This is a genomic window from Rhodococcus sp. Ni2 (assembly GCF_021352185.1).
Lineage (GTDB): Bacteria > Actinomycetota > Actinomycetes > Mycobacteriales > Mycobacteriaceae > Rhodococcus_F > Rhodococcus_F qingshengii.
Map to the genome: position 1 here is coordinate 1,839,645 of NZ_WOXZ01000001.1, position 24,101 is coordinate 1,863,745.

20 protein-coding genes are annotated in these 24,101 nt (G+C 62.1%); 13 read left to right on the plus strand and 7 right to left on the minus strand.

Annotation, left to right across the window (positions count from 1 at the left end):
- The first annotated feature begins 9 nt into the window (after positions 1 to 9).
- From GN300_RS09055 to GN300_RS09065, 3 genes are read left to right on the plus strand one after another with little or no spacing between them, the layout of a single operon-like run.
- Complete coding sequence (locus GN300_RS09055; RefSeq protein WP_063315483.1) at positions 10 to 1,671, plus strand: class I adenylate-forming enzyme family protein; 1,662 nt, start codon at positions 10 to 12, stop codon at positions 1,669 to 1,671.
- Positions 1,668 to 3,413, plus strand: coding sequence for an amidohydrolase family protein (locus GN300_RS09060; RefSeq protein ID WP_003943041.1), 1,746 nt, complete (start codon positions 1,668 to 1,670; stop codon positions 3,411 to 3,413). The genes GN300_RS09055 and GN300_RS09060 overlap by 4 nt, the downstream gene beginning before the upstream one ends.
- Positions 3,403 to 4,191, plus strand: coding sequence for an SDR family NAD(P)-dependent oxidoreductase (locus GN300_RS09065; protein ID WP_030536188.1), 789 nt, complete (start codon positions 3,403 to 3,405; stop codon positions 4,189 to 4,191). The genes GN300_RS09060 and GN300_RS09065 overlap by 11 nt, the downstream gene beginning before the upstream one ends.
- 1 nt (position 4,192) lies before the next feature.
- Here the strand turns inward: GN300_RS09065 and GN300_RS09070 are convergent, their stop codons facing one another.
- The 3 genes from GN300_RS09070 to GN300_RS09080 form a co-directional block, all read right to left on the minus strand.
- Complete coding sequence (locus GN300_RS09070; protein WP_003943220.1) at positions 4,193 to 4,672, minus strand: carboxymuconolactone decarboxylase family protein; 480 nt, start codon at positions 4,670 to 4,672, stop codon at positions 4,193 to 4,195.
- Complete coding sequence (locus GN300_RS09075) at positions 4,669 to 5,793, minus strand: dihydrodipicolinate reductase (RefSeq protein WP_030536189.1); 1,125 nt, start codon at positions 5,791 to 5,793, stop codon at positions 4,669 to 4,671. Before GN300_RS09075 ends, GN300_RS09070 begins: the two co-directional genes overlap by 4 nt.
- A 61-nt stretch (positions 5,794 to 5,854) precedes the next feature.
- Positions 5,855 to 6,535: an NUDIX hydrolase gene (locus GN300_RS09080; RefSeq protein ID WP_058038404.1), complete on the minus strand. Its 681-nt coding sequence runs from the start codon at positions 6,533 to 6,535 to the stop codon at positions 5,855 to 5,857.
- Between the two features lie 78 nt (positions 6,536 to 6,613).
- Between GN300_RS09080 and GN300_RS09085 the strand changes: the two genes are divergently transcribed.
- Positions 6,614 to 8,551 (plus strand): O-acetyl-ADP-ribose deacetylase, encoded by a 1,938-nt coding sequence (locus tag GN300_RS09085; protein ID WP_063315482.1) that lies wholly within the window; start codon positions 6,614 to 6,616, stop codon positions 8,549 to 8,551.
- Positions 8,552 to 8,576: 25 nt separating this feature from the next.
- Here GN300_RS09085 and GN300_RS09090 read toward each other — a convergent pair whose 3' ends face one another.
- Positions 8,577 to 9,314: a helix-turn-helix transcriptional regulator gene (locus tag GN300_RS09090; protein WP_054781200.1), complete on the minus strand. Its 738-nt coding sequence runs from the start codon at positions 9,312 to 9,314 to the stop codon at positions 8,577 to 8,579.
- A gap of 176 nt (positions 9,315 to 9,490) precedes the next feature.
- On the opposite strand from GN300_RS09090, the gene GN300_RS09095 reads away from it, so the two are divergent.
- The 8 genes from GN300_RS09095 (at position 9,491) to GN300_RS09130 (ending at position 21,860) form a co-directional block, all read left to right on the plus strand.
- Positions 9,491 to 11,236 carry an amidohydrolase gene (locus tag GN300_RS09095; RefSeq protein ID WP_063315481.1) on the plus strand — a complete coding sequence of 582 codons (1,746 nt, stop codon included), beginning with the start codon at positions 9,491 to 9,493 and terminating at the stop codon, positions 11,234 to 11,236.
- Positions 11,223 to 12,659, plus strand: a complete 1,437-nt coding sequence (locus GN300_RS09100) for an amidase (protein ID WP_063315480.1) — start codon at positions 11,223 to 11,225, stop codon at positions 12,657 to 12,659. Before GN300_RS09095 ends, GN300_RS09100 begins: the two co-directional genes overlap by 14 nt.
- On the plus strand, positions 12,649 to 13,782 hold the full coding sequence (locus GN300_RS09105) for a nitrilase-related carbon-nitrogen hydrolase (RefSeq protein ID WP_082845715.1): 1,134 nt from the start codon (positions 12,649 to 12,651) through the stop codon (positions 13,780 to 13,782). Before GN300_RS09100 ends, GN300_RS09105 begins: the two co-directional genes overlap by 11 nt.
- 237 nt (positions 13,783 to 14,019) lie before the next feature.
- Positions 14,020 to 15,162 carry an Ig-like domain-containing protein gene (locus GN300_RS09110; protein WP_063315478.1) on the plus strand — a complete coding sequence of 381 codons (1,143 nt, stop codon included), beginning with the start codon at positions 14,020 to 14,022 and terminating at the stop codon, positions 15,160 to 15,162.
- Positions 15,163 to 15,191: 29 nt separating this feature from the next.
- Complete coding sequence (locus GN300_RS09115) at positions 15,192 to 16,937, plus strand: Ig-like domain-containing protein (RefSeq protein WP_233405603.1); 1,746 nt, start codon at positions 15,192 to 15,194, stop codon at positions 16,935 to 16,937.
- A 104-nt stretch (positions 16,938 to 17,041) separates the two neighbouring features.
- Positions 17,042 to 19,165 carry a phosphocholine-specific phospholipase C gene (locus GN300_RS09120; protein WP_063315476.1) on the plus strand — a complete coding sequence of 708 codons (2,124 nt, stop codon included), beginning with the start codon at positions 17,042 to 17,044 and terminating at the stop codon, positions 19,163 to 19,165.
- Between the two features lie 80 nt (positions 19,166 to 19,245).
- A complete protein-coding gene (locus GN300_RS09125) occupies positions 19,246 to 20,715 on the plus strand; it encodes a cellulase family glycosylhydrolase (RefSeq protein ID WP_007730277.1) in 1,470 nt (489 codons plus the stop codon).
- Between the two features lie 83 nt (positions 20,716 to 20,798).
- Positions 20,799 to 21,860 carry an alpha/beta hydrolase gene (locus tag GN300_RS09130; RefSeq protein ID WP_082845714.1) on the plus strand — a complete coding sequence of 354 codons (1,062 nt, stop codon included), beginning with the start codon at positions 20,799 to 20,801 and terminating at the stop codon, positions 21,858 to 21,860.
- 8 nt (positions 21,861 to 21,868) lie between these two features.
- Here the strand turns inward: GN300_RS09130 and GN300_RS09135 are convergent, their stop codons facing one another.
- A complete protein-coding gene (locus GN300_RS09135) occupies positions 21,869 to 22,195 on the minus strand; it encodes a helix-turn-helix domain-containing protein (RefSeq protein WP_063315475.1) in 327 nt (108 codons plus the stop codon).
- Positions 22,196 to 22,251: 56 nt separating this feature from the next.
- Here GN300_RS09135 and GN300_RS09140 point away from each other — a divergent pair, with 56 nt between their 5' ends.
- A complete protein-coding gene (locus GN300_RS09140) occupies positions 22,252 to 23,136 on the plus strand; it encodes an SDR family oxidoreductase (protein WP_054188281.1) in 885 nt (294 codons plus the stop codon).
- A 61-nt stretch (positions 23,137 to 23,197) separates the two neighbouring features.
- Here GN300_RS09140 and GN300_RS29700 read toward each other — a convergent pair whose 3' ends face one another.
- Together GN300_RS29700 and GN300_RS09145 are read right to left on the minus strand one after the other, a co-directional pair.
- Positions 23,198 to 23,326: a hypothetical protein gene (locus GN300_RS29700; RefSeq protein ID WP_267933004.1), complete on the minus strand. Its 129-nt coding sequence runs from the start codon at positions 23,324 to 23,326 to the stop codon at positions 23,198 to 23,200.
- Positions 23,327 to 23,505: 179 nt separating this feature from the next.
- Positions 23,506 to 24,078, minus strand: a complete 573-nt coding sequence (locus GN300_RS09145) for a TetR/AcrR family transcriptional regulator (protein WP_050654987.1) — start codon at positions 24,076 to 24,078, stop codon at positions 23,506 to 23,508.
- Positions 24,079 to 24,101 lie beyond the last annotated feature (23 nt).

A 24,101-nucleotide genomic window follows, 5' to 3' on the forward strand; every position in this document is an offset into this window, starting at 1 on the left:
GCACTTCACGTGACTACTTCCGCTGATACACAAGCATTCATCGCGTCCGTCATGGCCGGGCTGACCGGCCCCGGTGGTCCTTTCGAGATGCAAGTCGAGGATGTACTCGGCAGTTCGATGCCCGTCATGAAGAACCGCGACAAGGCACTCGGCGACGTGCTCGCTGCATCCTTCGACTACGGATCACGCGACTATCTGGTGACCAAGGACCGACGCTTCAGCTACCTCGAGCACGGCGAGGCCGTAGCAGCATTGGCGACGGCGCTGCGCGAGCGGTACGGCGTCCGCAAGGGTGATCGGGTCGGCATACTTGCTGCCAATACGCCGGAATGGGTGATGACCTTCTGGGCGGCTCAGTCCCTCGGTGCCATCGCCGTCGGATTCAACTCGTGGTGGGTGGCCCGCGAGGTGGCGTACGGCATCGATCACACCACCCCCACAGTGGTGATCGCCGACGCCAAACGCGCGCAGATTCTTTCCGAACTGAACACCGATGTTCCCGTGCTCACGATGGAAGAAGATCTACCTACCTTGATGGAGAAGTATTCGGGTTCTGCACTGCCCCGCACGTCCGTCGACGAGGACGATCCGGCCGTCATCCTGTACACGAGCGGAACCAGCGGCCGCCCCAAAGGGGCTGTTCACAGTCACCGAAACGTGTTGGCCGTCATCGACTACCACCGCTACAGCGATCGCCTCGCTGCGGCGTTCACCGGCAAACCCAGCGACGGCCGACCGAGTGACTTGCGGTATCTGCTGACCGCGCCGCTGTTTCACATTGCAAGCCTGCATAACCTGGCGATCCCACGACTCGCAACGGGCGGAGCAGTGGTCATCCATCAGGGCGCCTTCGACGTCGACGAAGTCCTTTCCCTCGTCGAACGCGAGAAGGTCACAAACTGGGCGGTGGTCCCCACCATGGCAACCCGTCTCCTCGAGTACGGCAGTCTCGAGAAGTACGACCTGACCTCACTGAGCGCCTTTGCGCTCGCGTCTGCGCCGTCATCTCCGGCCTTGCAGGACCGACTGCGCGCACGACTGCCTTTTGCGCAGCACACCTTGGTCGACAGCTACGGGCTCACCGAATCCTCCACCGGCATTTCAGTTGCCACACCACCGGAACTTGCCGCGTTCCCCGGAACTCTCGGCCGGCCGATCATCGGGGTGAGCGTGGAGGTGCGCGACCCCTTCGGTGTTGCAGTCCCCGACGGCGAGGAAGGTGAGATCTGTGCGCGCAGCGCCTATGTGATGTTGGGGTACTGGAACGACGAGACCGCGACTGCAGCCGCTATCGGTCCTGATCGATGGCTCCGAACCGGCGACTTCGGAGTGTTCGAGGACGGCCGGCTCCGTCTGACGGGTCGCCGGTCCGATCTGATCCTGCGCGGCGGCGAGAACGTCTACCCTCTCGAAATCGAGCAGACCATCGACGAGCATCCCGCCGTACTCGAATGCGCTGTGATCGGCATTGATTCGGCCGACCTCGGCCAAGAAGTTGCAGCCGTCGTCGTTTTGCGGAGTGAGGGAGCCGCCGGCGAAGAAGAACTACGCGACTATGTCGCCGAACGACTGGCTTACTTCAAGGTGCCGGTGAAGTGGAAACTGAGCACAACTCCTCTGCCCCGCAATGCAACCGGAAAAACGATACGTGCAAAGGTGGTTCTCTCATGACCTACGACGCCGTGATCAACAACGGTCTGTGGTTCGACGGCACCGGGGCCAAACCAGCTGTCCGCAATCTGGGTATCCGCGATGGGTTGGTTACTGCCATCTCCCTCGATCCACTCGACGAAACCGACTGTCCCCGTGTCATCGACGCGAAACGCAAGTGGGTGATCCCGGGCATCGTGGACATCCACACCCACTACGACGTCGAGATCCTCGAAGGCCCGGCACTGAGCGAATCGCTCAGACACGGGGTCACGTCGATCTTTGTCGGATCGTGTTCCCTGTCCACCATTCACGCCAGCCCCTCCGACGCGGGTGATCTCTTCGGCAGAGTAGAGGCAATTCCGCGTAAGCACGTCGTCGACGCACTCAACCGTGCCAAGACCTGGAACTCTGCGAGCGAGTATGTTGCTGCACTAGAGGCGCTTCCGCTAGGTCCCAACGTTGCAGCCTTCATCGGACACTCCGATATGCGGGCCGCCGAGATGGGACTGGATCGTGCTACCAGGAAGGACGTCCATCCCACAGACGCCGAACTCGCGTCGATGGAAGCACAGTTGGCCGAAGCTCTCGACGCAGGATTCGTCGGGATGTCCAGTCAGCAATTGTTGTTCGACAAACTCGACGGCGAGACCTGCCGCTCACGCACGCTGCCGTCGACGTATGCAACCACGAAAGAACGACGCCGACTCAATGCGATCCTGCGCCGTCGGGGACGGGTATTTCAGGCCGGACCTGACCTCTCCAACCCGATGAGTACCGGAGCGATGGCGTTCTCCAGCGCGGGTATCTGGCGTAAGCGACTCAAGACGAGCATGCTTTCGGCCGCCGACATCAAGTCCAACAAGTTGGCCGTGGTGATACTCGGCCCATTGGCACACTTGGTCAATCGACTCGGCGGCGACCTGCGCTGGCAGCACCTGCCAGTTCCCTTCGAGGTATATGCCGACGGCATCGACCTGGTTGTCTTCGAGGAGTTCGGATCCGGCGCTGCAGCACTGCATCTGACCGACGAGATGGAACGCAACGTCCTCATGCAGAGCGAGGATTACCGTCGACAATTCCGCAAGGACTACGACCAGAAGTTCGGTGTCAAAGTTTGGCATCGCGATTTCTTCGACGCCGAGATCGTGTCCTGCCCCGACGAATCCCTGGTCGGCAAGAGCTTCGGGCAGGTCGGCGTCGAACGTGGCGGCCTCCACCCTGTCGATGCATTCCTGGATCTGGTCCTCGAACACGGCACGAAAGTGCGTTGGCGCACAACCATCTCGAACCACCGGCCGGAGGTTCTGGACAAGTTCGCCCAGGACAATGGCGTCCAACTCGGGTTCTCCGACGCCGGAGCGCATTTGCGCAACATGGCGTTCTACAACTTCGGCTTACGCCTACTACGACGTGTCTACGATGCCCAAAAGGTCGGCCGTCCGTTCATGACCGTCGAGGCAGCGGTGCATCGTCTCACCGGTGAACTCGCCGAGTGGTACGACGTCGATGCCGGGCACCTTCGATTAGGTGATCGCGCCGACCTGGTTGTGATCGATCCCGCTCATCTCGACGATTCGCTCGACACTTATGCGGAAAGCCCGGTTGTGGAGTACGACAACCTCTCCCGCATGGTCAATCGCAACGACCAGACCGTCACCGCAGTGTTCGTCGGCGGCGAGTACGTCTTCGGCGACGGAGAAGCAGCACCCGTTCTCGGCAACCGCCGAACCGGAAAGTTCTTGAAAGCAGGTGCCCATTAACACGTCCAGATTTGCCGGGAAAACAGCAGTCGTCACTGGAGCAGCATCAGGTATCGGTGCAGCCATCGCACTAAGGCTTATCGACGAAGGCGCACAGGTAGCTGGAATCGACATCGCTGCAGAGGGTTTGAAAGAGATAGCCTCCCAGCACGGCGGGGCCTTCCTCGCCGTTCCCACTGACGTCACCAAGGAATCCGATGTTGCCGAGGCCCTTGCCGCGGCGGCGGCGGAATTCGGCGGTATCGATCTGGCTTTCAACGTTGCCGGTGCGTCGAGGGTGGGGCAGATCGTCGACCTCGACGAGGCCGACTGGGACTTCACCATCGACCTGGTGCAGAAGGGCGTCTTCCTCTGCACCAAACATGAAGCGCGGCATATCCGAGAGCATGGTCGCGGTGGTGCGATAGTCAACGTGTCCTCATTGAACGCGCACGTGCCGAGCCCCTACGGGAGCGCATACGCGACAGGCAAAGCCGGAGTCGAGATGTTCAGCAAGAATGCCGCGATCGAACTGGCTGCGTCGGGGATCCGGGTCAATGCCGTTCTACCCGGCCTGGTCGACACGCCACTGGTCGCGCCGGTCATGAACTACGAACCCGCCCGCGACATGTTTCTCAGCCGAATCCCCATGTCCCGAGCAGCAACTCCCGACGAGATCGCGGGCCCCTGCCTCTATCTCGCCAGCGACGACGCCTCGTACATCACCGGAACCAGTCTGGTCGTCGACGGCGGCTGGGAGGTCTCGAACTACCCGGATCTGACGACGCTGGGCAACTAGTTCAGTTGCCGGGCAACACACATTGAGTATCGAGGCCGAGGACGTGGTTGAGCCTGCCGAAGGCCAACCACGATCCGAGGCACATGCTCAACTCGACGATTTCTCGCTGGGAGTAGTGAGCTGTCATGCGTTCCCAGAACTCGTCGTCGAGCCCGTGGTGGTCGAGGGCGTATCTCTCGGCGTATTCGGCAGCGAGGCGCGTCCTGTCGTCGAAGGCATCGGTGGTGCGCCAGTCGGTGACAGACTGATCGAACGTCGACTCCACAGTCTCGCCGTCACGCTCGGTGCGCCAGTCCTGACAGAAGATGCACCCGTTGATCTGAGCGATCCGAAGCCTGGCCGCCTCGAACTCGCGGAGTCCGAGAGTGCCGTCCGTGTAGACCTTTTGGGAGAACCCGGCGGCCGCGGGTCCGATGCCGGGGACCATCTCTCCCCACACGTAGCCGATCGGATTCTTGCCTTCGGGTATGTCGATATTCATGTGAGTACCTCCGAGTTTCGGGCACCGAGCTTGCCGACGCCGGGTGTGAGCGGAACGTCCAGCGCGTCGTAGAGACCGGGTTCAGCCTGACGTAGCCAGGGAATTGCGTTGACGAGACGTCCTACGGCCGTGGCATTTCCACCGGCCGCGCGATTTCCACCTTCATCGGTGGCTTCGACGTTGATCTCGATTCGTGGTCGTCCTTCGACGATCACCTTGTGCGCGCCGTCGCCGCCGTCGGGCGGGAGCGGCCAGTCGCGGGCACAAGACGGATGAATACGCGTGACGTGTTCGATCACGATCAGGGGTTCCCCGCCGACGATTCCCTGAACCTCGAATCGCAGTGCGCCTTGGGTGCCGGCCGCGAACTCCCCCATATGTTCGGTCGACACGGTTTCCTCGAGCGGGCGGCGCAGCAAGGTCTCGCGGATCTCGTCGAGTTCCACCCCGAGTGCCCGCGCGATGAGCCGAATCTGCCCGCCCCAGACCATGGTGGGTACGGTCGGCGCGACCATGGGAGGTTCGTAGTCCATCGGCTGACCCATCCCGATCAGGTAGCGGACAGAATCCGGCTGTTCGTAGGTCGTGTAGTCGAAGATTTCCTGACACCGGATCTGGTCGATTGTCCCCGCGAGCCCGCTGACGAGAATCGGCAGGATGTCGTTGCCCCAGCCTGGGTCGATACCGGAGACGAACAGAGCACCGCCGCCCGCCTTGGCAGCAGCTTCGACGGGATCACGAAGTTCGGGAGGCGCAGATTTCGGGTCGTACAGCGCATATACCGACGGCGTGACCACCACAGCTCCGGCGGCCAGTGCCCGCGTGATGTCGGCAACCGCGTCGTCGGGCCGAATGTCGCCGGACGCCGCGTAGACCACCGCGCCGGGAGACGCTGCGAGCACGGCATCGGCGTCGTCGGTAGCCGCGACGCCCAGGTGCACTCCCAGATCGGCGAGGTCACCGGCGTCTCGCCCGACCTTCTCGGGGTTCGCAACGATGACGCCGACAAGTTCGAGGGCCGGATTGGCTGTCACAGCGCGAATCGATGCACGCCCGACGTTGCCGGTACCCCACACGACAGTCGGAATCTTGGACTCGGCTTCATTCGAAACTGCACCCATCAATCGGACATTACCCAGCTCAGCGCGTCAGGTCAGCAGAACTGCAAGAATTCGTTTCACTTCATCCGGTCAAAAATGCCATTGCCTGCGCAGTCAGTGCGCCGTCACCCCGCCTCCGGTACGTCTCGGCGGGTCGGCCGTTACCTGGTCTGCTCATCTCGCCGGTACTTTCGAGCGCGTCGAACACCTGCCGGCGGAAGCTGTCCTTCTGGAACGGACGATCGAAGATCACCTCGTAGAGTCCCCGAAGTTCGGCGACGGTGAACGTCCCGCCCGACAATCCGTCCGGATCCACGTACGACGCATACCTCGTGCGTAGGTCCGTGACCGCGAGTCGCACCATGTCGGCGTGATCGAATGCGAGTCCGCTCACTGCCTCGTCGTCGTACACATCGACGAGAAGCGCCGAATCGGGCAGTGCCGATTCCGGTAGGCAAGCCGTGTGTGCGACCGACAAAACCCATCCACGGTCGTCGCGGTCCGGTCGGTCGAAGATCGCCAACTGGTGGAAGCTCGTCTGGGCCAACTCTGCCTTGACCGACAGGGCACGATCGGCTGCGGCCGTGAGCAATTCGCGTTCGTGCAGAAATGTTCCCGGTAGCGCCAGCGCACCGAGACGGTGCCGAACCACCAGAACTTTCAGAGATCCACCGCTGTACGTCAGCACCGCGACGTCCACTGCCACAGACGGACGCGGATAGTCCGTCAATCCCTTACCGCTCGTGCCTGTCCATTTATTCACCCTTGCATGTTATCTCAAACATGATCTATGGTTAGCGCAAAGTTGATCAAACGATCATCGCGAACCGAAGAGGTGGCCATGAAACTCACCGCACAGCAGTCCGATCGAGCGGCCGGCGTTCTGCTCGGCACCGCAGCAGGAGACGCGCTCGGCGCCGGCTACGAATTCACCTACCCGAAGGCCGAGGTCACGATCGACATGATCGGTGGCGGCCCGTTCGACTGGGCGCCGGGAGAATGGACCGACGACACCTCAATGGCAGTTGCGATCGCCGAGGTGGCCGCTACCGGAATCGACATCGGAAGCGCTGACGGTCTCGATGCCATTGCAGCACAGTTCATCCGGTGGTACGACTCGAAGCCCGCGGACATCGGCAACCAGACGCGAGCAGTGTTGTCCGTCCGCTCCGAAAGCGCAGCGGCGATGGCGGATTGTGCGCGAGCGATCAGCGGCCGCAAGGCCGGCAACGGCTCGCTCATGCGGACTGCTCCCGTCGCCCTCTCCTACTTGGACGATGCAGAAGGTGCCAGGTCGGCAGCGCACCGGATCAGTTCACTCACGCACGACGACCCGCGTGCCGGACAGGCGTGCGAGTTGTGGACCCATGCCATCCGCCATGCCGTTGCCTCCGGCAACTTCGACGGTGTTCGCGGCTTCCTCTCCGTTGCCGATCAGGACGTCGCCGAATACTGGGGCCCGCTGCTCGATCAGGCCGAAACCGGGAACCCGCAGGACTTCTCCAAGAACGGTTGGGTGGTGCATGCACTTCAGACTGCTTGGTGGGCAATCACTTCCACGGACAATGGCGATGCTCGCCACCTCCAGTACGCATTGGAAGCGGCAGTAAGAGCCGGCGGGGACACCGACACGACGGCGGCCATCGCGGGTGGCCTCCTCGGCGCCCGCTGGGGAGCGTCGGCGGTTCCCGCCCGTTGGCGCCGAATCATGCATGGCTGGCCGGGATACCGTTCCTCCGATCTGATTCGCCTGGCAATAAAGACCGCTCGCGGCGGTACCGACGACAAGAACGGATGGCCGTCGACGGCAGAACTCGACTACTCGAGGTTTCGCGGAACCCACCACCTGACGACGCACCCGCACGACGACGGCGTCATGCTCGGCGGCGTCGATGCGGTGTCCACTGCAGACTACGACGCCGTGGTCAGCCTGTGCCGCATGGGAACACGACAGGTCGCTCCTGATCACGTCGAGTTCTGGTTGGTCGACGACGGTCTCGATTCCAACGCCAACCTCGAGTTCGTTCTCGACGACGCAGCGCGCACCGTCCAGGCGTTGCGGGCCGAGGGAAAGCGCGTACTCCTCCATTGCGTTCAGGCGCACAGTCGCACGCCGTCGGTTGCAGCGCGATACTCGATGTTGATCGGACGTGATCCCTACGACGTACGCTCGGCTATGCCGTGGGCTCGCCCGAAGCGTGAACTCTGGAACACGGCAGTCGGAAACGCGTCCGTCGGACACACAGCCGTCGGATACACAGGAGGATCCATGCCCGCTATTACAGTCGTCGAAGGTGACATCACGACGCTGACCGTCGACGCCATCGTCAATGCGGCCAACTCCAGGCTCCTCGGCGGCGGCGGTGTCGACGGCGCGATCCACCGTGCCGGGGGACCGGAGATCCTGAAGGCTTGCGAGGTATTGCGCAACACCAGCCTTCCCGACGGCCTGCCGGTGGGTGCGGCCGTAGCCACCACCGCCGGAAAGCTGCACGCCAAGGCCGTGATTCACACCGTCGGCCCGAGGTATTCGCGCTCCGAGGATCGTTCCGGTCTGCTTCGGTCGGCATACACCCGCAGCCTCGCCGTGGCCGACTCGATCGGCGCCCGAACCGTCGCCTTTCCGTTGATCTCGGCAGGGGTCTACGGCTGGCCGAAGGAAGATGCCGTCCGACAGGCCGTTTCAGCGATTCGCGCGGCGAAGACCGAGGTCGAGACGGTCACACTGGTCGCGTTCAACAAGGAAACGGCAGACTTGATGCGCCGCGCCATCGACTGACCTTCGGACGGGACAGTCAACTCCCTCAGCCGTGCACCAGGCGTGACACCAACTCGGTGCGTGTATGCACGCTCGACTTTCGATACACGTGTTGCAGGTGACTCTTCACGGTTGGGACGCTGATGAACAGCGCACGGGAGATGTCGATGTTGCTCGCACCCTGTGCCAGCAGTTCGACGACGTCGCGCTCCCGAGCAGATAATCTCCAATGTTCCGGCACTGCAGAAGAACTCGGGGCACTGGGCATTTGACCGAGCATGCAATAGGACTGTTCGACGAATCCATGAGACTTCTGCAGAAATTGCATCTCTTCCCTCGAGAAGTCACCGTCGCGGGCACTTCGGAGCAGGGAAACGCCCGCCACGATGCGCCCGGCATGACGCAGATACAGTTCAGCCTCGTATCGATAACCCATCGGGCGAAAGAAGCCGTCGTAATAGTCGGTCTTGTCGAAACGCTGGCCAATGTCGTTCGACGATGCGAGGTCGGCGCCCGATTCGGCGAACCTACGCGGATGAAAAGGGTCCAACTCGTGAAAGTGCCTGGTGTAGCGACCATTTTCCTCAGGACACACCCGATCGAATACGTGCATGTCGGCATTCATGCTGCGATCAACGGAATAGAAAACCATCCCGGACACGCGAACGAACCTGGCAAGAAACTCCATCGCGTTGCGTTTGAATTCGATGTTGCGAGCGAACTCGTTGTTGCGTCGGATCGGTTGGAGATTCGGTGCAACGAGATCCGACCGAACCACCGACATATCGCGCTCCTCCACAACGAACCAGTACGACGCTACCTGCGGCCATAATCACTGGTCAAGACCGATCGGACTTCATCCTTTCGGATGATTCTCCCCCAGCCCGGCCGCTCATAGAGTGCTACTACCTGGCGAGCCACACGCGGTGGACTCGTCGAGATACACGGAGGTAGGTCCACGTGAGCAGAACACTCATCCGATCGTCGAAGGTCCTGACCTTCGACGATGCGAACCCGGTCGTGGAAGCGGTACTCGTGGACAACGGCGTGATCCTCGAGACGGGCAGGTTCTCCGACCTGGTCGAGTCCGCTGGCCCGAACACCCGGGTCATGGAAGCCGGCGACGCGGTCGTCATGCCAGGACTCATAGACACCCACCCGCACGTCATGCACTTCGGTGCACTTCGCGGCGGCCTCGTCGACTTGAGTGATGCACTCGATCACGCCGATATCGTCGAGCGCATCAGTGCTCGGGCCGCCGTCACCGCACCCGGCGAGTGGATCATCTGCACGCCGGTCGGTGAAGCCCACTACTTCATTCGCCGATCGTGGCGCGACCTTGCCGAGCGACGATTGCCCGACCGTCATGTCCTCGACCGGGCGACCTCCGACCACCCTGTGCTCATTCAAGCGTGGGCGCCGCGTACTCCGAACATCGTGGCGTTCAACAGCGCCGGCTTGCGTGCTGTCGGTCTGTCGGACTTCATCCCTGATCAAGTGTGTGATGTGGAGATCGAGAAGGACGAAGCCGGACGTTTGACAGGAATACTTCGCGGACCGGTGAACAACTACTACACCTACGACCCGTTCTGGGGACAGATCCTTCTCAAGCTCCCACCACTCGATCCCGATCACGCAGTACCCGGTGTACTCGACGAAATGGCTCGCTTCTCCGCCCACGGTGTCACCACTTTGTACGAGGGACACGCCATGGAACCGATCCACATACAGATGTATCAACATCTCCGTACATCCGACATGCTCACCATGCGAGTCCAGGCCACTCACGACGTGGAGTCGGTCATCTTCTATCCCTTCGAACCGTTGTCGCTGCACGAGTTCGACGATCGATTGAAATCACTTGCGCCGCAATCGGCCGATAGCGCCGACGACATGTTGCGAATCGTCGGTATGACCATCAGCCCTGGGGGACCCTGTTTTGCAGGGCATTTCGCCATGCACGAAACCTATACCGATCCTTTCGGCAGGCCTACCAAGGGAAATCGCTTCGTCTCACTAGAGAAAGAAGAATCGTACGTTCGATTCTGCGCGGAGAATGACGTTCGGGCCAACATTTGTATCGGTTCCTACCGTGAGCACGACGACTTTCTCGAGATCGCCGAGCGTGTCGTCATCGAACACGATTTTCGAGACAAGGCGTGGATTCTGCAGCACGCGATCACCATAAGCCCGGATCACGTTCGCCGGTACAAGGCACTCGGTTTCCAGATCACCACTTCTGTCGGATTCGCATGGGGCAAGGGCGCAATGTACGACGAACGGATCGGCCGGCACATATGGCGTGACATGGTCCCCTTGAGGCGCCTACTCGACGCAGGCCTCGACGTCTCCTGCGGGTCTGACTGGGGACCGAAGAGTCCATGGGAACAGATTGCACTTGCACAGACGCACGAGATTGCCGGCACAGACCTGAGAAACGACGGTCCGGACCAGGTCATCAATCGCCAGGAATCTCTCGCTATGTGGACCACAAGCGCAGCGAAGATCCTCGGATGGGACGAAATCGGATCCATCCGACCCGGAAATCACGCGGACATCATCTTCGTCGACCGCGACCCTTCGACCTGCGATCTCGACGAATTGAAGGACATTCGAGTGCATCGAACCATGTTGGGCGGAAACATAGTTCACGACGACGCCGTCCTCCCTGCCGCCACCGAGGGGATCTTCGATGAAGCCGAATGAGTACATCGAGCATGACGCCACGGGCCTCGCCGAACTGATTCGCGACAAGCAGGTGTCCGTTGACGAAGTTCACCAGGCAGCACGCACCGCGATCGAGACCGTCAATCCGACGCTGAACGCCGTCGTCGAGGGCCCGTGGGATCGAGCCCTCGATTGCAACGAACAGGGACTATTTGCGGGGGTTCCCTTTGCACTCAAGGATTTTGCCGTACACGCGGCCGGAGTACCGACCAGGTTCGGAAGTCGGCTGGCGGGCGAAGGTGCAATCTTTCCTCACGACACCGAACTGATGACACGATTCCGGGCGGCAGGATTGGCTGCTGTGGCGGTGACCACCACACCGGAATTCGCGTTCAACGGAAACACCGAACCTGTTGCTCAAGGCTCAACGCGCAATCCGTGGGACACCGAACGCAGTGCCGGTGGATCGAGTGGCGGATCAGCGGCATTGGTCGCAGCGCGAGCCCTTCCCATCGCTCACGCTACTGACGGTGGAGGGTCGATCCGAATTCCGGCGTCCGCCAATGGGTTGGTGGGTCTGAAACCGAGCCGGGGGCGTGTACCAGTGGGCCCTGACTCGAGCGAACCACTCTCAGGGCTGGGGGCCGAGTTGGGGCTCGCCCGATCGGTGCGTGACTGCGCAGCGTTACTCGATGCCGTGAGCGGGCCGGCCCCGGGCGACAAGTACGTGATCCGTGATCCCTCGCGACCATACACTGACGAGATCAACCGCTCCCCGGGGCGTTTACGCATTGCGATCCACACTCAGTCGTGGTCCGGAGATCCGGTGAACATCGAGGTCGCGAATGCCGTGTCCTCTGTCGGCACGGTTCTCGAGGGGCTCGGGCATCACGTCATTCCCGACACGCCGGTCTTCGACTGGGATCAGTTCGTCGAGGCCAACCTTCCGGTGTGGAGTGTCTCTCTTGCCGAAGGCGTCGATGCACTTGCCGGAGCTTTCGGCGTGACCCCCGGACCCGAGAACCTCGAGGCGACAACCTTGGCCTGCGTGGAGTACGGACGCCGAGTCACGGCCATTCAACTCGCCGGAGCGCTCGCCGTCTTCAACCAGGTATCCCGTACGGTCGGAACCTTCTTCACGAATTACGATCTGTTGCTCACCCCGACGCTCGGTGAGCCACCCCAACTGTTGGGCGAACTCGATTCCAATGACGCATCACTCTCCCCTAGCGAATGGACTCGCAAGTTGTTCGGCATCTGTTCGTTCACTCCACTTTTCAATGCGACGGGCGGACCCGCAATCAGCCTGCCGCTCGGTTCCACGCGCTCGGGGTTGCCTATCGGCGTTCAACTGGCCGCACCCATGTGTGAGGAGGGCACCCTGATAGCGGTTGCATCCCAATTGGAGAAGGTCGTGCCGTGGGCGCACCGCATACCGAAAGTGAACGCCGGTGAATGCTGACACGGCCGCAACTCCCATCGCCCCCTATACGGCGATTGGTCTCTCGACAGTGGTACGCAACATCGAACACCGATCGCAGATCAAGGCGAACCTCGACACAATCGAGGAAGCGATTCACGCTGCGGTGTCGACAGTTTCGATCAACATGCCTGTCAAACTGATTGCATTGGCAGAAGGCGCCTTGACCGGATTCGGGGACGAAGCCTTCGACATACCTCACGTGAAGGCCGCGCGCGAGATGTTCATCGACATCCCCGGCCCCGAGACAGACCGACTCGGCGGACTTGCCAAGCAGTACGGGGTTTACATCATCGCTCAATGCAAGGCGCGGTGGCCCGAAGTCATGGCCGATCGCTTCTTCAACTCCATGGTGGTGATCTCCCCGGCAGGCGAGGTGATACATCGCGCCACGAAGAATCACGTCTGGTGCCGAGAGCGTTCCTGCACGCCTCACGATGTCTACGACCGCTGGACCGAACTGTTCGGCGACGGCATCGACGCATTCTATCCCGTCCTGCATACTTCGGACATCGGTTCGATCGGTACGATCTGCTGCAGCGACGGAGAGTATCCGGAAGCAGTACGCGCCTTGGCTTTTCAAGGTGCCGAGGTCGTTTACCGTCCGAGCGAGGCGGTTCCGATGACGCAATCAGGACCTGACTCCGGGGGAACGTGGCTACTCCAGAACCGTGCGCATGCGCATTTCAACAGTCTGTACATGATCTGCCCGAACACCGGACCGGTCTATCCGACTCAGTCGGCGTTACAGTCATTCGACATCGCCGGAGGAAATTCACACGTCGTGGACTACCACGGAGCGGTACTCGGCCACACCGTCTCCGGACACAATTCATTCGTGTCGGGCGTGATCGACATCGAAGCATTGCGCCAGTTCCGCGTCATGAACTTGAACTCCAATTGGCTCAAAGACCTCCGTACCGAACTCTTCCGTCGTATGTACGACGAACCGATTCATCCTGCAAACCTGTGGCTCGAGAGTAATCCCGTTCTCCATGCCGACGCCGACAAGATATACCGGGCCAACATCGCCCGATTGCTCGCCCGCGGGGCGTACCGAGAACCTGCATACGACTTCCGCGGCGCTAACATCACCCCACGTTAAAGCAGTGCAGAGCGGTCGGAGAAGTGGAGAAATTTCACCGGTTGGACGTTTGTCCAACAATTTGTCCGAATCGCATATTTCGCGGCTCGCTCTGTGTTCTACTCCTCTCCAGGGTTTGAGCTGGTGGTGAGCAAACGACGAGACGTATTCGATTCTCTGTCAGCTCGAGGCTGGTTCCCGGACCCGGCTTCAAGCCGAGAGCTCGATCTTGTCGAGCGCTACTCAAGGAGAATGTGAATGGTGTCGACGTTGATGCGCCGAGGAGTGGGGGTGGCCGCGTCGTTGACCGGATGCGTTGCCCTCGTGATCGGCGGAGCCGGAGCCTCGTCCGCCGCTGATGTGGACCTTCCGTTCACGGCATCGTGCCACGGGTGGCAGTTCCCCGGACCGATCACGCACAACGAGACGCGTGATTCCGGCGTCACGATCAGTGCGCCGGCCGTGGTCCCGCCGAACTCCACCTTCACATACCGCCTCGCGCCCAAGCCGATGACGGTCCCCAAGGACGGTTACGACCTCAGGTCCGTCGTGAACTGGACGCGTCTCAAGTTCGATTTCGACATCCCTGCAGGCACCTCCTACGTGGGGGCGCAGATCGTGGCCGGCACCAGCTCGAATCTGGGTGGGGTCGCCCCGACGATCACGCGGGTGAACGATGCCGGTTCACCCGATCCGAATGGGGCGCATCTTCGTATCTCCGGCAACAACATCACGGCGGGCAACGGACCCAACACCGACGACAACGGCGGCGGCGGAATCGAGGTCGGTGGAGGAAAGACGTTCCAGCTCCCGGCAGTCGACGTCACCGTCACGTCAGGGGCTGTGGGAACCCAGATCAAGCCCATGCTCCGCGTGTCCGACACCAACTCCGGTTCCTACGACAGTGCCGCCAACTACCTGACCTTCCTGCAACAGGAAACCCTGCTCGGCGGCGTCAAATACTGGCTGACCACCAATTGCTCACCACGCGACAATCGTTCGGCCGGATTGAACGCCGGCGGCCGGCCGCTCGCCGTGATCAACGTCGACTCCAGCCTCGCTCAGACACAGACGCGAATCGACGCACCCGGTAAAGCTGTCGTCGGTGACTCCGTGGAGTTGACGGCAACGGTCACTCCGTGGCCGTCGGGAGGAACAGTGCAGTTCCGCGACGGAGGGGTTGACCTCGGCGCTCCGGTGGCCGTCGTCAACGGCGTCGCGAAGGCCAACCGCACGATGACAACAGCGGGCGACCACAACATCACGGCGTACTACACGGGATCGGCCGGTTTCATGGAGTCGATGTCGGGCGCCGTGACGATCAACGTCGTCGAACCGTCCGAGCCCGAGCCTGGCACCGGTAGCCTCGGCAGCCTTGGTACCCCCGGATTCGGGTCGTGAAAACTGTGAACAGAAACCAGGATTCGACGATGAACTCGAAACTCCTACGCGGCTCTGCGATTGCAACCGTCTCGGTACTGGCCGGCGGCTTGTTCTCCATCGTCGGCGGCGGGATCGCCTCGGCTGCCCCCGAGACCAAGAGCGTGGCCTTCACAACTGCATGCCATGTGCGCGAGATGGACGGTGTGGCAAGCCCGATCACGTTCAACGAGACACTCGGCTCGGGAGTCACCATCACCGCGCCGACCACCGCGGCACCAGGTGAGACCGTCACCTACCGCGTGCAGCCGAACGAGATGAAGACAAACAGCGGCGGCCATGCCAGCCGTGGAGTCGTGCACTGGGCCCGGATCAAGTACGACTTCGACATCCCGTCCGGCGTCGAATTCGTGAGTTCCCAGCTTGTGGCGGACAGTGCGTACGGCCTCGGATCCGACAGTGCCACTCCGACAGTCACACGGATCGACGACGGCGGTAATCCATCGGCATCCGGTACGCACCTGCGTATCTCCGGATCGAATCGAACCACCGGAAACGGTCCGTCCTCCGCAGTTCGATCGAGTGACGGCATCATCGTCGGTGCCAACACCAAGTTCCGACTCCCCGCAGTCGACGTCACGGTCAAAGCTGGTGCGGCCGGTACCGAGATCAAGCCTTCGCTGAGGGTTTCCGATCCCGGTTCCGCCAACTACGACGACGACCGAAATGCGCTCACATTCGTCCAGCGCGAAAAGGATGTCTTCACAGTCAACTACTGGGAGCGCTACAACTGCTCCCCGCGGGACAACAGGAACTCCGGCCTCAACGCCGGTGGGCAGGCCCTGACCACCATCTACGTCAGCCAACCGACAACCACCACAATCCAGATGCCCGGCTCGATCCAAGCCAGCACACCGACCGAGCTTGTCGCAAAGGTGGATCCGGCTCCGGTCAACGGAAACGTGCAGTTCAGGGTGGACGGCGCCGACGTCGGTACACCGGTCACTCCGGGCGCCGACGGCACTGCCCGGCTACCGCATACCTTCTTCACCGCCGGAACCGCGCGGGTCTCCGCAACGTTCCAGGGAGTCAACGGATTCCAGAGTTCCAACTCGACCGAGGCGATGGTGACGGTGACTGCCGCACCTGTCGTCAAGCAGACCGACACGGCCGTGAACGTTCCCACCGATGCAAAGACGGGCGTATCGGTGTCGCTGAGGGCGCAGGTCACGCCGACACCCGCCGGTGGCACTCTCCAGTTCAAGGACGGCGCTGCAGATATCGGCGCTCCGATCCCGGTGGGCGCTGACGGCAAAGCCACTCTGGAACATGCCTTCACCTCGGCTGGATCTCATGCCGTCTCGGCCTACTACTCCGGCGCAACAGGATTCATGCCGTCGATGGCATCCGCTCAAACGGTCACCGTGTCTGATCCCGCACCGTCCGATGTCACCACCTCGACCTCACTGGCAGCTCCCGCGACGACCAAGCAGAATGTCGCGGCAGAACTGTCCGCGACGGTCACCCCCAACCCCGGCGGGGGCTCGGTTCAGTTCTACGACGGCGACCAACCCATCGGACAGCCCGTTGTCGTCGGAGTCGATGGAGTGGCGCGACTGACGCACACTTTCGCATCGACGGGCGATCATCGGATCAAGGCGTCATACGCCGGGCGAAGTGGATTCACACAGTCCGCGTCGGACGAATCCGTCGTCAAGGTTTCTGCTGCGCCTGACGACGGCGGGAACGGCGGTTCGGGCAGCCTCGGTTCACTGGGCGGTCTCTTCGGTTCCTGATCGAATTCTTCTCGACGCTGTTGCCGCTGCACCGATTCGGAGCAGCGGCAGCAGCCTGTTGCGGCCGTGGTCATAGAACTGATTGATTTATCGATGGAGCACAAGTGTCCAGGAATTCTCTTTCTCGACGGTCGTTTCTCGCCGCCGGGGTCGGTGCAACTGCAGTCGCCGCTACTTCCCTTCTCCCGCCGTCGCTTCAGCGTGTACTGGCGACACCCGTCAACTCCGGCGGGCTCGATTCGATCGAGCATGTTGTCCTCGTCATGCAGGAGAACCGATCTTTCGATCACTACTACGGCGCACTGAGGGGTGTTCGCGGATTCGGGGATCCGAATGCGCTGCGTCTGCGCGGCGGCCACAGCGTCTTCGAACAACCCGGGCCTACCGGTCCTGTGCTCCCCTTCCCTATCCGCGATTCGGCTGCGGCGCAACGCATGGACACCCAGAACGTGACCGGACTCGACCACAGCTGGGCGGGCGGACATGCCGCACTCGCCGACGGCTGGCACGACGGTTGGATCGCGGCAAAAACCGGCACGACGATGGCCTACTACGACCGGCAAGACATTCCCTTTCACTACGAACTGGCGGACGCGTTCACGATCTGCGACGCCTACCACTGCTCCGTTCCGACGTCCACGAGCCCCAACCGGAACTATTGGGTCTCTGGATACACGGGATACGAGCCACTTTCGCCGAATCCAACCGAGTCGGTCCTGCCTTCGGATCCACCCGGTCCCGGGGGACGAGCTGTAACCAACGCGGCCTACAACCCCTGGCACGCCGGTTACGGATGGACGACGGTCCCCGAGCGGTTGCAGTCCGCCGGCATTTCCTGGAAGACCTACCAGGAGTGGGACAACTTCGGAGACAACAACCTCGAATACTTCACCGCCTTCAAGAAAGTGGCGGCAGGGCTGCTTGGCCGGCCGAGCCTGCTCCCCTACGAAATCCAGACCTTGGCCGGGTTCTATCTCGCCCTGCCGTCGATGCCGGCGCCGGTCCAGGACGCAGCGGTACTGGCCCTCGCGAATGCCGCAGACCAACTGTCGCCTGCTGATCGCCAACTCTACGATCGCGCGCTGTACCGATCCCGGCCCGGCACACTGGCTGCCGAGTTCAGGAAAGACGTCGAGTCCGGTCGACTGCCGCAAGTCAGCTATCTCGTTCCGTCCGAGGTGGATTCGGAGCACCCATCGGGTTCGTCACCGGCAGCGAGCGCAACACTGCTCTATCAAGTACTCGACGCCATCGCGTCCGATCCGGATCTGTGGACGAAGACGGCCGTGATCGTCAACTTCGACGAGAACGACGGGTACTTCGACCATGTACCGCCACCTCGACCGCCGCGCTCGGTCGAAGCCGAATGGGTCGGTAATCAGCCGCTCGGTCTCGGCCCGCGGGTGCCGATGACGATCATCTCGCCGTGGACTGTTGGCGGTTTCGTTTGTTCACAAGTGTTCGACCACACGTCCGTCACGCAATTCCTGGAGAAGCGGTTCGGAATCACGCAGCCGGAAATCGACCCGTGGCGACGCACGGTGAGTGGCGACCTGACGTCGGCGTTCGACTTCGCCAACCCGCGTAGCCGACCGACTTTGGCGCGCCCGCAGCCCACTCCGCCTCTGGAACCGCGGTGGACACCGACCCCACCCACCGAACAGAGAATGCCCCTGCAGGAAAGCGGCACTCGACCAGCACGGGCCCTTCCCTATCAGCCCGACGCCTACACGACGGTGAACCCGGAAACCGGCTCGTTGGCGGTCCATCTGGTCAATACCGGCGCCGCATCAACGCACCTGGCCATGTACCCGTACGCAGGTGAGTTCGACGAGCCACGGCATTACGACGTCGTCGGCGAGGTCGACGACACCGTTGCGCTCAGGGATCGCGTCTACAGCCTGACCCTGTTGGGTCCCAACGGTTTCAGGCGCGAGTTCAGCGGAGCTACAGACAGTGCGGCAGCTTCGCTCGACGTCTCGACAACTGTCGACGCAGGGACGCGCGCGCTTGTACTGACCGCGAACAATTCCGGAAGTCGTGCACTCTCCGTCGACGTCGACGGAGACCGACGGAAGCTCGCTGCCGGCGCACGCGGCCGGTGGGCGGTGGCGTCGGTGGACGGCTGGTATCAGGCCATCGTGACGGTCGACGAAGATCCTGAATTCAAGCGCGTGCTCGTCGGACACATCGAAAACGGGCGGACCAGTGTAAGCCAACCGACGTGAATCGACACCGAGCGTTCAAGCCCAGGGCCGAATCCCCATTCGGACAAGTCAATCCATCCACACACCCAGAAGGAGTTTCCGTGCGTCGTATCCCGCTCTCAGCACTGATAGTCGCGGGCTCACTGATACTGGGCGGCGGAATTGCCGCGGCTCAGGGCAGCCTGCCCACGTCGGGGAGCGCCGATGGCACGTCGGTGCCACCGTCGTACCTGACCGACGACGCCGGGCGCTCCTTGATCCTGCGAGGGTTCAACACGGCGTCGAGCGCAAAAAGCGCACCCGACGGCATGCCGAAGTTCACCGAAGCCGATCTCGAGCGCGAACATGCCGACATGGGAACAAATTTCGTGCGTTTCCTGATCTCCTGGCGTTCGGTGGAGCCAGAGCCGGGACAGTACGACCAGGAATATCTGGACCGCGTCGAGGACCGAGTCAGCTGGTACGCCGAGCGCGGCTACAAGGTCATGCTCGACATGCATCAGGACGTCTACTCCGGCGCGATCACACCAGAGGGCAACAGTGGCAACGGCGCCGGCAACATCGGCAACGGCGCGCCGGCCTGGGCGACCTACATGGACGGCCTTCCGGTCAGCCCTCAAGACCGGTGGGAGCTGTACTACGTCCAACCCGGTGTGATGCGTGCATTCGACAACTTCTGGAACACCACCGGCCAACATCCCGAACTGGTCGAGCACTACGCGAACGCCTGGCAGGCGGTGGCCGAACGTTTTGCAGGCAATGACACCGTCGTGGCATACGACCTGATGAACGAGCCGTGGGGCGGTTCCCTCCAAGGCCCCGCCTTCGAAGGTGGGCCCCTCGCTGCCTTGTATCAGCGAACCACCAACGCCATCAGGGAAGTTGATCAGGACAGCTGGGTGTGTGTGGCCCCGCAGGCCGTCGGCGTCAACCAAGGTGTCCCCAGCGGGCTCACGAAGATCAACGACCCACGAGCCGGCGAACAGCGAATCGCCTACTGCCCACACCTGTACCCGCTGCCCCTCGACCTCGGTGACGGATACTCCGGCCTCTCACGCACACTCACCGACGCGACCATCGACACCTGGCGCGACAGCGTCGAACACATCGCAGGCAACGTACTCGGCGGCGTTCCGATCATTCTCGGCGAATTCGGGCTCGACACAACACTGCCCGGCGCAACCGACTACATCGACCGCGTCTACACGACCGCCCGAGACCTCGGCGCGGGTGTCTCCTACTGGTCCAGTGATCCAGGTCCTTGGGGCCCGTACCTGCCGGACGGATCGCAGACACTCCTCGTCGACACCCTGAACAAGCCGTATCCGCGTGCCGTCGCGGGCACACCCACCGAATGGTCCTCGACCGTTGACCGCCTTCAGCTGACGTTCACCCCGAACCCCGCAGTGACGGCACCGACCGAGATCTACCTACCCGAAAGCGGCTTTCCCGGCGGCGTCGACGTCGCGGGCGCCGACATCGTGAACTGGAACCCCCAAAGCCGTCTTCTCACAGTGGAAACCGCGGACGACGCGGGCCCCGTCACAGTCACGGTGACGCCGGCAAGCTGATCGCGAGCGTCGAGATTCCTGGATATTTGTCCAGTTCTTTCGTAACGTACAAGCGACGGGGGATCAGCCGACGGAAGGCGAGTATGTCCACGGAGAAGATGTCTGTCCAAGATCGTGTTGCGCGGGTGGTGCTCGATGTCGTCGGCGCCTTACCGACCGGCGCGCAGCGCATTCTCGGTGGCAAGCCGAAGGAGATCGACGGGCAGACTCTGCACCCCGAGATCCAGCTTGCGCTGAGATTGCTCTCAGCGGTCGAAGGTACGAGCTTCGAGCATCTTCCGGTCGAAGAGGGACGGGCTCAGATCGACGCCGAGTCACGACTGTTCGGCGGTACGCCCATCGACATCGAGACGGTACGTGACCTCGAGATCCCGGCCGGGGATCACGCGATTCCGGCTCGGCTGTATCGCCCGGCCGGAGTCTCAACGCCCGCTCCACTTTTGGTGTACTTCCACGGCGGCGGGTTCGTCCTCGGCAGCCTCGAGAGCGGCGACAGTGTGTGCCGCTTCCTGGCCCGCCACGGCGAGGTCAGTGTGTTGTCGGTGGACTACCGGTTAGCGCCGGAGTTCCCGTTCCCCGCCGGGGTCGATGACGCCGTCGCCGCATTCCGGTACTGCGTCGAGCATGCCACAGATCTGGGTGCAGATCCGAAATCCATTGCGGTAGGCGGAGACAGCGCGGGCGGGAACCTGGCTGCCGTCGTCGCGCAGTCCACGACCGAAGACGACGTCAAACCAGTATTCCAACTGCTCTTCTTCCCCTGGGTGGACCTTTCGTCGAAGCGCCCTTCGCACAAGATGTTCGGCACCGACTTCTTTCTCACCGACGCCCAACTCGACTGGTATGCAGCCCATTACCTGTCGGGCGGCGCTTCGGCTCTCGACCCGCGAGTCTCACCGCTGCTCACTCCGGACCTGGCCGGCCTACCGCCCGCGTACGTTGCCGTCGCCGGTTTCGACCCACTACGCGACGAGGGTGAGGAATACGCGAACAGGCTGCGAGAGGCCGGAGTCCCGGTTGCACTCAGGCGTCACAATGGATTGATCCATGCCTTCGTCAACACCACCGGTGTCGGCCATACCGGTCAAGATGCGATGTTCGAGGCCTGCGGCGCTCTGCGGGTTGGACTTTCGGGCCCGCACTGAGGGCAGGGTCACGAAACGGGGAGTGCCAGATCCGCCCACTCGACCATCGCTTCGAGCACGGAGCGCAGTTCCATCCCCGTCGCGGTGAGTTCGTACTCCACTCGCGGCGGCACCTCGGCGTAGGCAGTCCGGGTCACCAGATCGAACTCCTCGAATCGCTTGAGTCTGGTGGACAGTGTCCTGGGACTGATGCCGGGCAATGCGCGTCGTAGTTCCGTGAAGCGCATCGGGCCGTGCGTGAGCTCACGAACGATCAGCGTTGCCCACGGTCCGTCCAGAACCAGCAGAAAGCGCGCGACGCCGCACTCCGGAAGCACGTGACCTGATTCACTCATCGATTCCCCATTAGTTCACTTGAAGTAACTGGTTCCCAATCTGAACTATAGGCGTCATGACTTACACAGTGCATGGCGCCACCGGCGCACAGGGTTCTCCCGTTCTCGCGGGATTGGTCGCGGCTCTCGCCGGATCGACAGGTGCCGAAGTCCGAGCAATCACCCGCAACCCCGACCAGACGTTCGAGGGTGCGAACACCGTCGTCGCGGACAATGCGTCAGCCGACTCTCTCGCCGACGCTTATCGCGGGGTAGACGGGGTGTTCTTCCACCTGCCACTCGCCGGTGACACCGAGACGCTAGCTGGTTACGCCCACAACGTTCTGGCAGCAGCAAGAGTGACACGTCCTTCGCGGTTCGTGATCTCTACCAGCGGCACGGTGACCGGCGACGCTACTTCGCCGCTTGCCGGTCCCAACACACCCGTTCTCTCCGAGCTCGTCGACGGACTCCGCGCCGAAGGTATCGCGGTGACCGTCCTGACCCCGCGTTTGTTCCTCGAGAATCTTCTTCTGCCTACCGTGCTGTCGGGGGTGAAAGACGAAGGGGTCCTGCGTTACCCACTGCGTGCCGATCTCGCGGTCGCATGGAGTTCACATCTCGACGTCGCTGATGCAGCCGTTGCGGCCCTGACTCTCGACGTAGCACCGGACGCGGTCGACATCGGACAGATTCCGGCGATCACCGGCATCGAACTCGCCGAGGCATTCGCCGAACACTTCTCGCGCGCGGTAACTTTCGAAGCCGTGACGCCCGATGCCTTCGGTGCGTCGATTGCGCCGATCATCGGAGGGGGCGCAGCAGCCGGGGTTTCCCAGCTCTACACGGGACTCGAATCTGCCGACAGCGTCGCGTTCGACTCCGCGACGGGTTCTGCCGTTGCCTTGGGCATCGTCGCCCGCAGCACCCGGGCCTGGCTGGTAGATCTCGGAGTGAACTGACCGGAACAACGCAAACGGCCGGCTCCGCGAAGTATCGCGTGGAGCCGGCCGATTTCCGGGGTTACCGGTGCGTGCGGGTCTTCAACTGGCGGTTCAGCTGCCGACTCCCGAAGTCCAGACCGGCACCGTCACTGGTGGCCAGCACGGTGAGTCCAGCGGCGACCAGCAACGAAATAGGCACAACGCTCATGGTGAGTCACCTTTCTTCCTGTCGTGAAACGGTTTTGCGCCTCCGGGAAATGTCGACATATCCGGCACCCCACTTCAGCTGACCTCAAAGTATCTGTAACTATGGGTTACGCGCAATGTGTGGTCCCTCACCTGAAAGCGCAGGGTGATGCGCAGATCACGCTGCGTTCGACGGCGGACTTACCTGGCCAGAACCATGTTCACGAACTCGTCGGCGAGCGCCTGAGCGTCCGCACCGCTGCCAGGAACCACATCGGGCGCACTGTGTACCAATTGCATCTGCCCCAGGTACATCGAATAGGCAAGTACGCCACGATGTTCCGCTTTCTGCCTGTCCATCCCCAGATCGACCAACAACGTCACGATGTAGGTAACTCGACGCTCGGTGACACGTCGAACCGCCGCCGAAACCAAAGGATGGCCGATCCCGGCAAGCAGTTCCAACTCCGCACGGCGACCGGCCAATCCGGTCGTGACCGAATCCACCAGACGACGCAACCTCACCTCCGCCGGTTCACCAGAGGACTCGACGGAGGAGATCAGTCTCTCGGTTGCCAAAACTTCCCACCGGCCGAGCGCAGCTTGCAGCAATTCGTCGCGGTTGGCGAAGTGCCAATAAAAGGAACCCTTGGTCGATCCGAGCGTGCGCGCCACCTTTTCCACTGCAACTGCATCAGGCCCATGGCTTGTCAGAGCCTGGAAAGCTGCATCGATCCACTGGTCGCGAGAGAGTCGGGCGCGGGCATTCGTCACCTCCGTACGGTACCGTATGGGTA